Below are 14,248 nucleotides of genomic sequence, written 5' to 3'. Positions count from 1 at the left end.
GCCCCTATTTCAGCCTGACATAACATATCCAGGTATAAAACAATGCCTCCTCATAGAACAATGAATATTTTTCATGGTATTCGGTAAACAATGGCTGAGGACCAGGATATTTTGCTTCATCCCAAGAATCTCCCCATCTTGTCTTCTCCATTTTATACACAGGAGGAAATTCAAAATAGATATCGGCCTTGTCTTCCATCCACTTTCTATCTTCCTCATTAGGAGGAATTTCGCTGGGATGATTAACAAACCTCAAGAACTCAAAGGTTTTGAGTCCTAACAGCTTTTTGATCCTTCTTTTTAGGGTATTTTTTGGCAAAATACCAGCTTTAGCCGGTGAGAAGCCTGTTCCCGCCAGTGCTTTTTTGATAGAGTAACAGTCACCCACAGTTGAAGGATAGTTATCTTCAAATATCAGATGCTTAAACCCTTTACCACTGGCAAACTTTAATCTCTCCAATGCATTTTGGTGGTCATCAAAAAAAAGAACCGTGTTATCTTTCGGGATATCACTCCAATCATATTCAAAAAAATCCTTCTCTGAATATTCTGCATCCTGATCAGTATGATAGCGAAAATGGGGATTTGGGTCGAGGCATATCAACTTTGCCTGAGGTGCTGCCTTTCTGAACAACCAGGTGCCCATGCCACGCCAAACACCGCTTTCAATGATATGCGTTGGTCGTAGCGCTCGTAACATTACCCAACAGGCAAACATATGAGGAGCTTTCATCCCACCCTCATTAACTAGTTCAGGTTTTTGTGAATATACTTTCAGAAAAGACTCCATTTCGTTCACAATGTCGTCATTTGCCAGCCACTTGCTATTCATTTTATAATTCAGATTTAAGAATACCTATTGTATCAGCACTGGTGGACCATAAACGGTAGCCATTTTGCTTTAACAATTTAACAGAACTTTTAAAATCCTCCAGACTCAATACCTTGTGTTCATAAATGATAACTCTCGGTTTAACTCTTTGAAAATCGACTCCCTTTATCACTTCATAATCAAACCCTTCTACATCAATACATAGTAGATCAATAGCTTTTATGGAGTATTTATCTAAAAGATCAGTCATGGTGATGGTTTTTACCTGCTCTTCAATAATATAACTCTCCTTATCCTGTACGGGCAGGTACCGCAGTAAATGTTGCTTATCCAGTGAAGCCAACCCATGTACCCAGGGATCAAGATCATCGGCTTGTTTGACACTGTAAAAAGAGACCGAACCTCTCTCGTGCGTAATTGCTACATTTTCAAAGTGCAGACCGATCCTACCGGAATAGTTGTTTTTCAAGCGCTCAAAAAGGTATGGAACCGGCTCAACTAAGACGCCCTCCCAACTGTACTTGGTTACATACTGGTGAATTGGATCCGACCGTACACCATCATTTGCCCCAATCTGCACAAAATACATATTTTCTCGTACAAATTGAGAAAGCTTTTCATCTATATCCTTTATTAACCTTGGCTTCCATAGCAAGCGAGGAAGATTGTAAAAAAAAGATAGAATTTTAAAAATTAAACTATTCTGAGATAAAATTACCTTTATTTTCTCTTTCATAATGAAATTTATGCGTAGATTTTACACTTTCTTACTTTAGCACTCCTCTTCCAATACTCTCCAAAGGCTTTACTTACAACCAACAATATAGATACCCAGAAATCTATTAATTATAGGATTCAGAGCTAATTTTCTTCTAATCTTATATGGGAAAATGCTCAAAGCGCGTTCCATGAACCCTACTGCCTCTACAGGAATGGTCCATATATTATTCTTAAAACTGAGCATAGCCTTTGTACTGGAGAAACCTGCCTTTTTAAACAATCTATTCAACTCAACTATTGTATATTCTTTCAAATGGAATCCAGTTGCCTCTCTATCAAAATATTTTGAGACATCATGGGGACCCGCTAATTTATTTGGTGTTATACAAAGGTACTTACCGCCCTCACTTAGGGCAGTGTAGATATTCTTTAACTGATCAAACGCATCGTCAGGATGCAGGTGCTCCATTAGTTGATTGCTATAGCAAACATCAATACTGTTTTCCTGTACAGGGATACTAATTCCATCCGATATTACGAGGTTAAAGTTTTTGGGAGTTGCAGCGTTCCGCGCTATTTCTTCCGAGACATCTACCGCATACACATACTTAGCGTATTTGGTAGCTGCAAAAGAAAGGCTACAGTCACCAGAACCTATTTCCATAAATGTCTTTTTATTACTTAAAAGAGGCTTAAGGAGTTTGATCTGCCAATTAACCGCCTGCTGCTGTGCTTCCAAACTGGCTTTTTGAACTATCTGTGGATGATCAGTTACCCGTGTAAAGAGTTCATTATAAACACTACTATATAAATGCATCCGTTCTTTTCTATCCGCTGCACGAAGTTTGCCGGCCAACTCCTTTTCTACCTCATAATGGAAGCGAATGCGTTCCGGTGTGCGTTGATTATCTTTCAATTGCTTATTGTTTTGCGAGTTCTGCTTTCCATCTACTTCCAATAACTTCAACAGAAAAGTCCTTTGCTCGTGATCTTGAACGTTTTCCATAGTAGGAGATAAACTCCCGATCATTTATAAAGCGTAGTATAGTCTCAGCCCATACGCTTACTGCATTTGAGTTTTTCCGCCCGGTTATGAGCGGTAGGAGCATGCCATACTCCCCAACCTCCAACTGTTCCAGCTCGTAGACATCTTTTGCGTTGTTGGGAGCAAGTATTTGCCTGGGCCCGGTCGGACAATCGGCCGCCAGTACAGGCACGGCACATGACATAGCCTCCAGCAATGCCAAAGGATAACCTTCCCATAACGATGGAAATATAAACAAATTTGAGTTATAAATGTATTTGAATGGGTTGTCCTGATACCCCAGGAAGAAGACAGATTCACTGCCGGTAGGCTCAACTGCGTTCCATTGAAAATAAGTTTTAAAACTGAATTTTTCCGCACGATTTTCCATTTCCTGTTTCAGAGGGCCATCCCCAATAATAAACATTCTAATTTGAGGGTCAATACGATGTATTTCGGCATAAACATCAAATAGAGGAAGTTGATTTTTTTGGTTGTGCAGCCTGCCGGACGTCACAATTACTTTATTTGTAGAGAAAAGTTGCTTGTATAAATCTGGTAGCGGCTCGCTCTTTTTTTGATCCACCATTTTTTGGTCGACTGCATTTTCAATAACTACGACTTTGCGTTCGTTGATATTAAATTGTTTTATTAGCTCTTTTCTGATTCCTTCGCTTACAGCTATTATTCTGTCTGCTTTCTTATAGAAGAATGGTATTAAAAATTTCTTACTCAAGGCTTCATAGCGCATATCCTTATCGAAACTTTTGCTTCCCTGAACACATAGCCATACCCAATCTTTATGCTTTGAAAGAATATTTACATGATCTGCTCCTTCCAGCATGCTGATGGTGAGGTCAATTTGCAATTTTTTCTTCAGACTTCTTACTTTAAAGACACGTTGCAGAAATCGATATCCTTTATCAAGTATATTTTTACCAGCAGGTATCTCAAGGTCATAAAGCATGTTTTCACTGGGAAATGCAATACCACCATCTTGATTAAAAACACATTCGTAAACCTCATAATCAGCAGATAGCTCCCTTCCCAAATAATAGAAGGCACGTTGGGCACCTCCAAAATCCAGGTTTGGTATCAGTAATAATATTCTTTTTACCCTCCTCACCACCTTTCGTTTACCACTCTACCATAAAATTTCAAATATTTATCCAGACAGATCTTCATATCGAATTGTTTAACAACATTCAATGCCGCCCTTTGGTGCTGTGCTAATAGATCCCTATCCTGGAGATAAATGTCCATCTTTTCTTTCAGGTCACTAGCTTCTATGGAGTTTTGCTTTATAAGAAGCAATTGACCCGCAGAAAATCCTTCATAATTTAACATACGCTTAACTTCTCCAATATCCGTAGCTATTACTGCTTTGCCACATGAAAGATACTCAACTACAGAATTAGGCAAGCTTTCCGCCCAAAATGTACTGGGAAGGAGCCCGATATCAAAGTTTTTAATAATCTTGATCGGATCATCAGAATGACCGGTAAATATAATGTTGGAATGCTCGGCATACTTGTGCTTCAGCCAGGAAAGATAGTCGCTAGACCCGACCAATATTAATCTATGCTGTTCATAGCCTCCGATTTGCAAAAAAGCTTCAATAGCAATTTGCCAACCTTTTTCCGCAATCCCGCGCGCCACCATTCCAAAAACCAGACCAGAGCGCTGAGTAACGTCAGGAGTATCATCATCTAACCCTTGATCAACCGTAGTGTCAGGAAAACCATTATAGATTTTTGCTACCACTTTATTTCGTAAAAGATTGGGGGAAAGGTCGTTGATAACTTCCAGGTTTTTTTCGGTGAGATAAGCTATACCATTTAACCGTTGAAGTGTTTTAAGCATTTTGTCAGGATAATTCAATAATACCTCACCCTGTTTAGTCATATAACTGTTGTAGAAGTTTTCATAACAACCATGCATAGTATTTACAAGTTTAGGCGTATCCATACCCACTAAAGCGTTGGCAAAAGAATAGTTCGACTTGAACATATGGCTATGCACAATATCAATTTTGTATTTTGATATTATCTTTTTAATGCTCCACCCTACAAATTTTTCCCGCACACCAATATCAATGTTCATAACACGCAGCAGGCGATCAAATTTTCTGATACAGAAGTCCAGAAGAAAGGGTATTTCAGGTGACAGCAATCTGACCTTAGGATAAATTTTGTTGACCAAATCTCTAGAGATGTAATCTTTAAAATTATAAAACACATATACTTTGTACTCTGTATTTTCCGATAAAGCCCGGGCTAATCTTAAAGCAAAAACCTGAGCTCCACCCGGTCTAAAACATTCACTTGCAATTAAGATATTCATTTTTGCGCGTTTAATGGGCCGGTATATGTAAATCTTGCCCAGTGGTTCGGAGCTGAATATTTCCAGAGAAACAATCTCATAATTCTATAATAACCAGGTATGGATTTCCCTCCTAACCCGTCCAATCTAATGAGAAAATAAATCAGTTTGCAATCAAACCTGGAAAACAAATTTAGTGTATCCCCTAATTTCAGGAACTTAATTGCCTCATTATGAAGGTGGGAAAAAAGGGCATTAAAGATATTTGTTATCAATGCATTACCTAGAGCTCTAAATACCAGCAGGTCATTATTATATTTTGATTCTTGCAGCAACCCTGAAGTTTTGCAGATTAGTTTTCGAATGTTATTAAACACAATTTTTTTATTCCCCAAGTCGTCCAAAGAAGATACGCGGCCGTCTTGATGCTGACGATAAAAAACATCAGGCCTGACTTCTAAAAACCTTTTATACGACAACCCCGATAAAACTGCTCTTATAATCAAATCCGGATCTTGTTTGGCAGATAAATTTTCATCAAATCCACCCAACGATCTTAGCGATTGCTTTTTCCATATCGGACCCGATATTGTCCATGGAACCTCTAATCTCAATATTCGGTAAATATCTTTTTCCTCCGTGCCAACATCAGCTAAAATCCGCATATCATCATAAACTTCCTTAAACAACAACGAAGGAAAAACCAGGAAGTCCCATTGTTCTGTGCACTCACTCATGATTTTCATCCGCTGCTCCAGGCACCATTCAGCCAGCAGATCATCCGAATCAAGAAACATTATAAAATCACCCTGAGCTACAGTAATTCCTTCGTTTCTACAGACCGCTGCTCCTTTAGGTGTTCTACTACGGTGTAATAGTCTAAAGCGGCTGTCTTTGTTTACATATTCATTAATAACATTAACTGACCCGTCAGAAGATCCATCATCAACAACAATAGCCTCCCAGTTGTGGTAGGTCTGATTATGAATGGAATCCAATGTTTCCCGAATATATTTTTCCCGGTTAAAGCAGGGAACTACTATTGACACCAGCACCTTCTAAAAAATTTTTCTCTTTACCCAACCTTTTAAATATGGCCATATTTTGCTCCGAAAATCCCGCCATGAAAACTTTGTCATTGATAAAATGCTACCTGGTTCACTAAATTTCTCCCAAACTGCCAACCCTGGTATACCATTAGTGCTGTAGTCATAGCGCAAGTAACCAAAACTTTTATAAAGAAAGTAAAACAGAAATCCAGAAGCAAAGATTGAATAAGAAGGCTTTGGACAACCTGCCCAATGAATAAATGCATAAGGGGAATTTCCACTCAGAACGTCTTGGAGCGATACTCCGAAGGTATCACCTCCCCACCGGTAGTGAGCATCCGGGTACAAACTTTTAAGAGGAATCTTTTTTTTGAAAACCAGATAATTTAAACGGCCCTGATCTCCATAAAAAAGCTCATACAACTGTCTTGGATCAAAATCCTTTTTAAGAATTCTCTCATAAAAGGAAACTTCCTTTTGCCGAAATTCAAAAAAGTCCTCAGGCGTAATGGTCTCTTTAGAGCTTGCTATAAGACCGCTATTAAAAGGATAACTTTTGTACACGTCATGTTCAGGATCAAAATTTTTCAGCCTATCCAGAATACCGATTTGCCCACCAACCTTTATTTTTGAAATCCTGTCATCGTCATATCCATCCGAAGTATCTTCTTTCAATCCATATCCATGGTATGGTAAATTCACATACATAAAAGGCCCTTTTTCTGTTTTGATCCTTTCGATGAGGCCATTAATACTTTTTAAGCAGATGAGATCCGCATCACAATAAAGAAACTTATCAAATGGCCCCTGAAAGATCCAAAATAACCTGTCGTAAGCGCCAAGAGATGACCACCGGATGTCGTCCGGATCATCCATTATTTTTTCTCCCGAAAAAGGATGCTCCTGGCGGTTGAAGCCGGTACCCGGAATGATCATAATGGGAAGCTCAGGATTAAAATACCGAATGCTTTTAATCAATGCCTGTGCCAAATGGTAGTCACCAGGGTAGGTTAAAATATATATTCCGAATTCTCTACTCATTATATGAGAGCGCTAGTTCTCATTGAAACTTAAAAGCCAGGATTGAAGAAATGAAAACAATAGTTATCAATATTATCAATGAAATCTTCAGCAGTGAAGCTCCAACCAATCTAAAGTTATCTACGGTATTCACGATATAGATCAAAGTGTTTATAATTCCGTAGAATATGACTAAATGTATAAAGTTTGAGTCAAAAAATGCATATATAAACATTGTAGATCTTATTACAACAAAAAATATCTGCAAAATAAATTCTTCTCTTTCTTTATTAAGAACCCTACGTAGCCCTGAGAGTGGGGAAGAAATAAGCTGAAAGAAAAATCCAGTAGCAAGAATAGACGCTATCAATCCGGATTCTATCCAATCATCTCCAAAAATGACTTGAAATAATAGATCCCCAAAGATAATGAGTATCAGGAGAAATGGTATTCCTATAAAGAAAAGTCTATAAAAAACCTCCTTTGTCATCTGCTGCAACCTTTTCCTGTTATTGCGTAATTCAAACGCCTTTTGCAAAAAAACAGGCCGTAAGGCATTTCCAATTACATTGAGTGGTAGATTTAATAAGTTCACAGCAAAAAAATAGACTCCAATTTTTGATGGGCTAAAATAAAGACCCAGCACCCAGATAGGGATACTATGAGAAAAACGATTCATAAAATTACCAGGAAAAATATACAGAGGATATTGTTTGTAATCTACCAATACTTGCCCAAGCGATTTTAAACTGAGCCTCTTGAAGTTCCCAAAAATCACCTTTAGCATCTTACTACCGGCAAGAAATGGCAATGAAAATAATTGGCCAGACACAGCACTCCCTACAAAGGCAAGAGCAGATGGATTAAAAAGCCCAAACACCAATGCAAAGAGTCTGCTAATAAAATTTGATAAAAAAATGGCACGAGCATTTTTAGAGAATTTCTTGAACCTTATATTCCATGCCGAAAAAATCTGATGCAAAGCATATAAAATCCCCCCCGGTATAAGAAAAAGGTACCATGATACATTGGTAATATTGAAAAACTGACCAAATATTCTATCCTTAAATAATGCGAGCACCGCAATAAATAAAACAAGGCCAATTAATGTGGAGTAGATAATGGTCTTAGCCAAGGCATAGAAATCCTGCATTTTTTTCGGGACAAGCAAAGCATCTGTTAACGCCAAGCCAACAAACATTACAAAATGATCAAGAAGTAAGTTGTACACAGCGAAATGGCCATATACCTCCGGGCTATAAATGCGTGATAAAACAGGAGTAAAAACTATTTGTAAAACGACTCCTAAACCTGCGCCCGCTGACATTATAAGGGAATTTCTTAGGAAAGTACCTCTAGTCTTGACTGTTTTAACTATGTCGACAAAATTAAGTTTCTTCTTGTCTAGCACTTTTCGTTCATCTATGAATAAGATAATTCACACATTATTTATGTGTGGTTAAATCAATGTGTTTAGTAACCTTATAAAAAGTATTAAATTTGACATGTATATTGATAGCAAACATCTATGATATTATAATCTCTTTGCAAGAAGATCATTGCAAAGCAGAAATTCAAATGGTAGAGTATATTTCGCCCTAAACCCTTAAAAATGAATCTTCGCGCAAAATTTAAGCTTTTATTTGAAAAAACCACCGGGTTAAAAACTTACAGGCAACTTCCGTTTGGCATTGATCCTTTTGAGGATATTCAATTAAAGCTAAAGGCATTTGAATTCTTAAACATAATTGATGTAGGAGCAAATACAGGTCAATCTGCAAAGCAGATGCGAAAGAAGTTTCCGTCTGCAAAGATATATTGCATCGAACCAATAAAGGAAACCTTTTTGGTGCTGAAAGAAACCACGAACACATTAAATATTTCCTGTCATAATATAGCATTAGGTGCTGAAAATAAAGAAATAGATGTGAAAATTGATGCTCTCAATAGAGATTCAAGTATGAACTCCATTATTAATAATAACAACTTACCAGAATCTGAAACCAAGGTTGAACGGGTAAAACTTTGTACGTTAGCGAGTTTTTGTAAGACAAATCATATTGATCGGATCGACTATCTTAAAATTGATACCGAAGGCTACGATCTTGAGGTACTGAAAGGAGCCTCTGAGCTACTAAAAAGTACGGCTATAGCGTTTGTGGAAACCGAGGTAAGTATGAACCCAACAAACAAGTACCATGAAGATTTTATAGCCGTAAAAAAGTACCTTGAAAAGTATGATTACCTGCTTTTCGGTATCTATGAACAAGTTCAGGAATGGCAAAAGGATCTTCCCATATTGAGACGGTGCAACGCTCTTTTTATTGCAGCAGAAGTAGCAAAGAACTCCGGAGTCTTCAAAGGCTGAACCTGGCCTTACTCAAAAGGAAATTAAACGCACAAAAAAGCAGGTAATAGATGCAAAAAGATAGTGGAAGCATATCATTTGCGATAATGGCAACAAAAAAGTTAACAGGCACTATTGTCAGGTAAAAATAGAATGCAAAAGATGAGGATCTTCTATTAGGTATTGTTAGTATATTCTTGCTCTCCATATATATGACTAGTCTGAACAACGAATAATTCAGCACTGCTGCTACAATTAACCTAATGAAAAACTCATCCTCCAGGAAAATAAAAACCGGAGCTGTGAATCTCATCAAGCTGAGAGACAGAAATGTTATCCACTTATATGACGGAGTTGGCAACAAATTATGCATAGAAAACACAACCACCAGCAACGCATAAAAATACCACCATTCATAAATAGCATTAAAGCCACCATAAAATGTAAAAAACAAGAACCAACCGATCCTGCTAAGCACGAAGAAAACCGTATACCAACTTCTAAACTGTATGTCCGATGTCCTTTTTCTATGGTTCTTCTCAAATCTTGAGGGAAACAGATCATTGGCGAAGTAGCCAATTTCATAGATAGAAATAAAAGCTCCATAACAGAGGAGAAAATTGGTGGCTGTTTCAGTAATCGAGAAGCCCTTCCATAGCAACATAATCATTATCACCGGTACCCATTCAAAATAAGGGTGAAAGATGAGCGCTTTTAAGGTATTAAGTCGTGTTTTGACAAAATAAGTGGCCGGAAATAAAAGTAATAATTTCATAGCTCTATAAAATTAGCTTCCAGACCTCTCCATTTTTTCCTGTCTCCGGGATGATTTAAAACCACATAGCGGATATGAGCCTTTTCCAACAATCTTTTATCCGAAAAGTTATCAGTCATAACAGTGATAGAAGAAAACCCGGAAAAGTCGCTTAGAATTTTATCTTTATTGCCACTAAGCTCTCTAAGCACAAATCCAGCACACCTTTCTTTATCATATGCTATTTCAGTGGAGCTATATTCTGCCCCTATTGCTTTACTAATGCCATATACTACTGGATCTATGCTTGAGGAAAGTAATACTATCTTTTCACCGTTTTGTTGTGCCTGCTCAAGCAGTCTATAACAGGGCTCGATTTGTAAATGGCAGAGTTTATTTGTATAAAATTTTTCAGCTTCCTGGTACAAGTCGCTCTTAGCCTCACCTTTAAGTAACCGAAGGGCCATTTTTTTGTGCCAATCCTTTCCGGATAATTTATTGGCAATGATAAGAATATAAAAAAGTGGTGACCACTTCGCCACAAGAAACCGGAAAGCAACTGATCTAACATAGGATTTCCTTTGCTTTAGATAAAAGTCTATAAATCCGAAAGTGGTGTTAATATTGAAGAGGGTGTTACAAATATCTGCAACAAACAATCTTTTGTTAGGATCGATTTTCATTTAATAAATATGCAGGCCTATTAAAAAACCGCTTTCGCTCCTCCAACACCATTATTAATCCTGCAAGATAAAAAGGTAACAGAGGAATCTTGTAACGAACTAATGTACCAAAATTAAAAGTACTTACACCAACTGCAAAGGCAAAAGTGATTGAAAATAAAAAACAAAAGATAATATGAGACCGCCTGAAGTGAACCAACAGATACCGAAGTTCGAAGACAATTACATATATTGTCAAAATCAATACTAATTGGCTTTCAAATGATGATAACAGCATTAAAACATTATTTGCCTCCCAAGGGAAAGGTCTAAACAAACTCACAATGATAGCCTGTGGAGCTAAATTCATCATACCCTGAAAAGTTCCGTCAAGCTCGCCAATATCATACCCGGAGCCCGCATCTCTTCCTGAAAAATATCGTATATCATACGCTGTTATTTTTGCTGTTTCCGCTAAATTTCCCAATGCGTATTTTTCATCACCTTCTGCTACATAAAACACCCCATAATAACCCGACAACACAGCCAGACCCACAACAATCGGAAAGCTTATAACTTTCTTTGCCAGTGACCTGATGCGTTGGAAGTACTCTATATAAAGCCAAATTATTGCTGCTGGTAAGAACACAAGAAGGGTGTATTTTTTAATGGAAAAAAGGACATACCCGGCAACCAACAAAACAAACCCATTCTGTCTTATATTTTTCCTTTTCACAAACAGCTCAAAAACAGCATATGTGATCCAGCCTAATGCACCAATGGTCACGGAATCCTTTAATACACCTGAGCCCCAAAAAAAAAGGGAAGGTATAAAAAAAGAAATAATGGCAAAATGTAAATGTCTCTGTGGATAAAGATCATAAAAGACCATATACAAAGCCCATATTCCGCTAAAACTCAAGGCGGCAATTATGCAGGCCGTAGCAGAATAAGTATGAAATGTAAATAGATCGATAATGGCTACTATTTTCACCATAAAGAAAGATGCAGAATCTTTAAAATACCATATTTGCGATGAGTAGAGATAGGTGGAAGCCTCGTGCTCTCCATTAGAAAAGATGAGCCTTACTCCTTTGATTAAGTTATCCTTAAACGCATCAATGATATGAGCACTACCATGATGAAAATAGTTAAAAGTATCCCCTCCCCCATAATAAAACTGATAGATCAACCCCACTGCGATAGCACCAATGATCTTCACCGTTAAAGCCGGAATAAAATACCGCCTGGTATTATGATCCGTGACCCGGGGCCTGATAATATAGGCCAGAACGTACACAATAAAGAGTACGATGGGGGTTACAACAAAATCCTTTAACTCCATTTTTAAATAAATATGAAATCAGAAATATGAAATGTGAAAAGTGGCCCCAAGTTCATTTTTTACTTTCGATCTCTGTTTTTCTAATTTCATATTTCCTATTTCAGATTTCTGATTTCCTAAAACTCTCTCAGCCGTTCTCTTGCCTTGGCATGCACGGCATCTTTGCGCCTGGCATGCTTTTTCACCAGCTTTAGATACTTCTTTGCTTCTTTTTCATCGCCTTCTTCCTGGTATATCTCCCCCAGGGATAATAGGGAGTATAAATAGTATCCGGTATCCGTGGCTTCTATCTGCTCGGCAAATTCTTTGGCTCTAAGATAGTAATACTTAGCTTTTTCGTTGTCTTTCCTCGTTTCATATATCTGCCCGAGGAAAAAAGCCGCATACCGACCGCTGGTGGCTTCGTAGCCCAGCATGCCGCTATCTATTCTGGCCATGATCTCTTCGGCAACGGGTTTTGTAGAACTGAACTTGCCCGAAGAGTATAGCAAGCGGGCATAATACCGGTGAAAGTAAGGGTTATCAGGGTAAGTTTGATGTAAATATTCACTGATCTGAAGCGCTCTTGGCATATCATCTTCGTAATTGGCCAATATGCGCATCAGGAATACCATAGCCTCCGTGCGAGTATAAAAGGCATTGTACGACACCTCGCGCAATTGCTTGATGCCCAATGCCTTGTCTCCTTTGGGAAAAAAAGCCAGGATCGGCTTCAAAAGCGGATAATTTTCCGGCACCCACACAGAAAAGTAGTTATACAAGCCGTCACCAAAAAGAAGTTCCGGGCTGAGGTCGTCCATGCCCTTGCTCTCTTGCATATATTTCAGTGCATTTTTTCCTGCAAAAGCTGATTTGGTCCAATGTTTACGCTCTTCACTCGAGTACAACCGGCCTTTAAAACCATAAGCCGCTGCAAGAAAAAAAGAAGCTTCTACCTCATGGCGGGGAATTTCGTACAGCCGCTCCGATATGGTGATAACGGTGTCCATATATGCCAGAAAATTTTCATCATGAGCGGTATTGTTCACATTAGGCATGATCTTCCACCACTCACTGAGGCCAAGAAGGAAATAAGGCAGGGGATGCCAGCCGTATTTCTGCTTCAGCCAGCGAAATTGTTGCTCCGCTTTGGCAAATTTAAAATTATACAAGTCATTCATTGCCTGGTTAATATCTATTTGCAACTGCATATCAGAGATCAGTATGATCTGCTCATTGTCATCAGTTTTATCTGAAAACTGTGCTTGCGCAATAGTGCCAACCGTGCCCGCAAGGTATAATATTAATATCAGTAGCCGCTTCATATTTATCCGATAAAGATAATTTATTCTCTCCTTTTAACCTTAGCAAGGTCTAAATCATTCCTTTTAACAATTAAATGGTCGTCTTTCGTTCTGAATGGTCAGACAAAAAATATAGAGTTTGTCTATATTTCAGCCATGAAATAGTCGGCAGTTGGCAAAGAGAATCATGAGTAGTTAGTGCAACCAGCAAAAATGAGATTCTCTAGGCTCAATACTCCATATTAATATCTCAATACTAATATATGCATAACGACAATGGTTCTGTTTTTAACACCAACAAATGGGTGTTTTTCCTGTTTCTCTGTATAGCTACCTTGTTTCTGCTCATTCTAAAGAAGACCTTTATAGAAAACGAAACAGCAGCCTTTGAGGTTCTCGAATCGAGGGGGGAAATGGGTGTTTTCCACATGCTTAATGCCCTGCAATATTTTAGTGTTCCATTGATCTACCTCATCAAATTAACGGTGATCAGCTTCGTGCTATGGATAGGCAGCTTTATGTTCGGATATAAAATAACCTATGGCAATGTATGGCAAGTGGCAGTTGTGTCCGAATCGGTTTTCCTTATCCCCGAGCTTTTGAAGATATTGTGGTTTGTATTTATAGAAACCGACCCAAATCTTTTTGAGATCAGATCATTCTATCCGCTATCGCTGATTAACCTGGTCGATGCATATGAGTTGGACAAAAGATGGTTCTATCCTTTAAAAGCCCTAAATGTTTTCGAAATCATTTATTGGTTCGTGCTTGTTGCCGGTATTCATCATATGGCCGGTAAGCGTAAATCCGTTGCCCGTGCTATCGTTTTTTCCTCCTATGTATTATTCTTCCTGCTCTGGTTGGGATTTTATCTTATTGTGTATAAATAA

At 38.2% G+C, this 14,248-nt stretch carries 14 protein-coding genes; 2 read left to right on the top strand and 12 right to left on the bottom strand.

What is annotated here, in order from left to right:
* Positions 1-4 precede the first annotated feature (4 nt).
* From C900_RS28400 to C900_RS12145, 8 genes are all read right to left on the bottom strand, one after another.
* Positions 5-832, bottom strand: coding sequence for a hypothetical protein (locus C900_RS28400; RefSeq protein ID WP_051052835.1), 828 nt, complete (start codon positions 830-832; stop codon positions 5-7).
* A 1-nt stretch (position 833) separates the two neighbouring features.
* Positions 834-1,568: an FkbM family methyltransferase gene (locus C900_RS12175; RefSeq protein ID WP_009580197.1), complete on the bottom strand. Its 735-nt coding sequence runs from the start codon at positions 1,566-1,568 to the stop codon at positions 834-836.
* Positions 1,569-1,637: 69 nt separating this feature from the next.
* Positions 1,638-2,468: a class I SAM-dependent methyltransferase gene (locus C900_RS12170; protein ID WP_009580196.1), complete on the bottom strand. Its 831-nt coding sequence runs from the start codon at positions 2,466-2,468 to the stop codon at positions 1,638-1,640.
* Between the two features lie 4 nt (positions 2,469-2,472).
* A complete protein-coding gene (locus tag C900_RS12165; RefSeq protein WP_009580195.1) occupies positions 2,473-3,702 on the bottom strand; it encodes a glycosyltransferase in 1,230 nt (409 codons plus the stop codon).
* Positions 3,699-4,919 carry a glycosyltransferase family 4 protein gene (locus C900_RS12160; RefSeq protein WP_009580194.1) on the bottom strand — a complete coding sequence of 407 codons (1,221 nt, stop codon included), beginning with the start codon at positions 4,917-4,919 and terminating at the stop codon, positions 3,699-3,701. Before C900_RS12160 ends, C900_RS12165 begins: the two co-directional genes overlap by 4 nt.
* Positions 4,916-5,947 carry a glycosyltransferase family 2 protein gene (locus tag C900_RS28395; protein WP_009580193.1) on the bottom strand — a complete coding sequence of 344 codons (1,032 nt, stop codon included), beginning with the start codon at positions 5,945-5,947 and terminating at the stop codon, positions 4,916-4,918. Before C900_RS28395 ends, C900_RS12160 begins: the two co-directional genes overlap by 4 nt.
* A 9-nt stretch (positions 5,948-5,956) precedes the next feature.
* Positions 5,957-6,988, bottom strand: coding sequence for a glycosyltransferase family protein (locus C900_RS12150; RefSeq protein WP_009580192.1), 1,032 nt, complete (start codon positions 6,986-6,988; stop codon positions 5,957-5,959).
* Positions 6,989-7,007: 19 nt separating this feature from the next.
* Complete coding sequence (locus tag C900_RS12145; protein ID WP_009580191.1) at positions 7,008-8,294, bottom strand: oligosaccharide flippase family protein; 1,287 nt, start codon at positions 8,292-8,294, stop codon at positions 7,008-7,010.
* 285 nt (positions 8,295-8,579) lie between these two features.
* Between C900_RS12145 and C900_RS12140 the strand changes: the two genes are divergently transcribed.
* Positions 8,580-9,335 (top strand): FkbM family methyltransferase, encoded by a 756-nt coding sequence (locus tag C900_RS12140; protein ID WP_009580190.1) that lies wholly within the window; start codon positions 8,580-8,582, stop codon positions 9,333-9,335.
* Here C900_RS12140 and C900_RS12135 read toward each other — a convergent pair.
* The 4 genes from C900_RS12135 to C900_RS12120 form a co-directional block, all read right to left on the bottom strand.
* On the bottom strand, positions 9,325-10,089 hold the full coding sequence (locus C900_RS12135; protein ID WP_009580189.1) for a hypothetical protein: 765 nt from the start codon (positions 10,087-10,089) through the stop codon (positions 9,325-9,327). The two genes, C900_RS12140 and C900_RS12135, sit on opposite strands and share 11 nt — an antisense overlap.
* Positions 10,086-10,751: a haloacid dehalogenase-like hydrolase gene (locus C900_RS12130; RefSeq protein ID WP_009580188.1), complete on the bottom strand. Its 666-nt coding sequence runs from the start codon at positions 10,749-10,751 to the stop codon at positions 10,086-10,088. Before C900_RS12130 ends, C900_RS12135 begins: the two co-directional genes overlap by 4 nt.
* A complete protein-coding gene (locus C900_RS12125) occupies positions 10,735-12,075 on the bottom strand; it encodes a hypothetical protein (RefSeq protein WP_009580187.1) in 1,341 nt (446 codons plus the stop codon). The genes C900_RS12130 and C900_RS12125 overlap by 17 nt, the downstream gene beginning before the upstream one ends.
* Before the next feature lie 116 nt (positions 12,076-12,191).
* Positions 12,192-13,379 carry a tetratricopeptide repeat protein gene (locus C900_RS12120; RefSeq protein ID WP_009580186.1) on the bottom strand — a complete coding sequence of 396 codons (1,188 nt, stop codon included), beginning with the start codon at positions 13,377-13,379 and terminating at the stop codon, positions 12,192-12,194.
* Positions 13,380-13,621: 242 nt separating this feature from the next.
* Here C900_RS12120 and C900_RS12115 point away from each other — a divergent pair, with 242 nt between their 5' ends.
* On the top strand, positions 13,622-14,248 hold the full coding sequence (locus C900_RS12115) for a hypothetical protein (protein ID WP_009580185.1): 627 nt from the start codon (positions 13,622-13,624) through the stop codon (positions 14,246-14,248).

This window comes from Fulvivirga imtechensis AK7 (genome assembly GCF_000331535.1).
In the GTDB taxonomy this organism is placed as follows: domain Bacteria; phylum Bacteroidota; class Bacteroidia; order Cytophagales; family Cyclobacteriaceae; genus Fulvivirga; species Fulvivirga imtechensis.
This window is presented reverse-complemented; position numbering and strand designations above follow the sequence as displayed.

What these genes read in the sequence shown, in the direction of transcription:
- C900_RS28400 (WP_051052835.1), bottom strand. Translation starts at nt 832, where the DNA reads ATGAATAGCAAGTGGCTGGCAAATGACGACATTGTGAACGAAATGGAG.
- C900_RS12175 (WP_009580197.1), bottom strand. Translation starts at nt 1,568, where the DNA reads ATGAAAGAGAAAATAAAGGTAATTTTATCTCAGAATAGTTTAATTTTT.
- C900_RS12160 (WP_009580194.1), bottom strand. Translation starts at nt 4,919, where the DNA reads ATGAATATCTTAATTGCAAGTGAATGTTTTAGACCGGGTGGAGCTCAG.
- C900_RS12150 (WP_009580192.1), bottom strand. Translation starts at nt 6,988, where the DNA reads ATGAGTAGAGAATTCGGAATATATATTTTAACCTACCCTGGTGACTAC.
- C900_RS12145 (WP_009580191.1), bottom strand. Translation starts at nt 8,294, where the DNA reads ATGTCAGCGGGCGCAGGTTTAGGAGTCGTTTTACAAATAGTTTTTACT.
- C900_RS12140 (WP_009580190.1), top strand. Translation starts at nt 8,580, where the DNA reads ATGAATCTTCGCGCAAAATTTAAGCTTTTATTTGAAAAAACCACCGGG.
- C900_RS12135 (WP_009580189.1), bottom strand. Translation starts at nt 10,089, where the DNA reads ATGAAATTATTACTTTTATTTCCGGCCACTTATTTTGTCAAAACACGA.
- C900_RS12130 (WP_009580188.1), bottom strand. Translation starts at nt 10,751, where the DNA reads ATGAAAATCGATCCTAACAAAAGATTGTTTGTTGCAGATATTTGTAAC.
- C900_RS12125 (WP_009580187.1), bottom strand. Translation starts at nt 12,075, where the DNA reads ATGGAGTTAAAGGATTTTGTTGTAACCCCCATCGTACTCTTTATTGTG.
- C900_RS12120 (WP_009580186.1), bottom strand. Translation starts at nt 13,379, where the DNA reads ATGAAGCGGCTACTGATATTAATATTATACCTTGCGGGCACGGTTGGC.
- C900_RS12115 (WP_009580185.1), top strand. Translation starts at nt 13,622, where the DNA reads ATGCATAACGACAATGGTTCTGTTTTTAACACCAACAAATGGGTGTTT.